Source organism: Kitasatospora sp. NPDC059722 (assembly GCF_042733235.1).
Classification (GTDB): domain Bacteria; phylum Actinomycetota; class Actinomycetes; order Streptomycetales; family Streptomycetaceae; genus Kitasatospora.
Genome location: NZ_JBHWGD010000009.1, coordinates 154,199 through 154,589, shown reverse-complemented (window position 1 = coordinate 154,589; position 391 = coordinate 154,199). Strand labels below are relative to the sequence as shown.

The following is a 391-nucleotide window of genomic DNA, read 5'->3' as shown; positions in this document are numbered from 1 at the left end:
CAACCCAGAACTACACTTGCATTGTCGTCGGCCGCGTCTGTTGTGTATACGACACAGCGGCTGCTGATCCTGCGGGGGCGGGCGGCGATCCTGGTCGGCGGCCGGCCGCGCAGGTCACGCCGGTGGCGGCCGGCCGACGATCCCGGGCGACGCCTCGGGGCGTTCGGCCCGAGGGAGTGGCGCACGCGCTGGTGACCGCGCTGGTGCCCGCGATGGCGACCACGATGGTGGCTGCGGCGTGACCAGGCGATGAGCAGAGTGGTGGTGGACGGGGCGTGGCGGCCCGGCCCCCCCCCCCCGCGTTGCGGGGCCCCCGGGGCCCCCGGGCCCCGCCCGTGCGGGGGCACGGGCCCCCCGGCCCCACGGGCCCCGGGCCCCCCGGCGCCCGGCC

1 protein-coding gene is annotated in these 391 nt (G+C 79.0%); it reads left to right on the top strand.

All coding sequences use genetic code 11. From position 1 onward, the window contains the following. The coding region (locus ACFV4F_RS08310; protein ID WP_380500982.1) for a hypothetical protein at positions 1 to 242 on the top strand (242 nt) is incomplete at its 5' end. Positions 243 to 391: the final 149 nt, after the last annotated feature.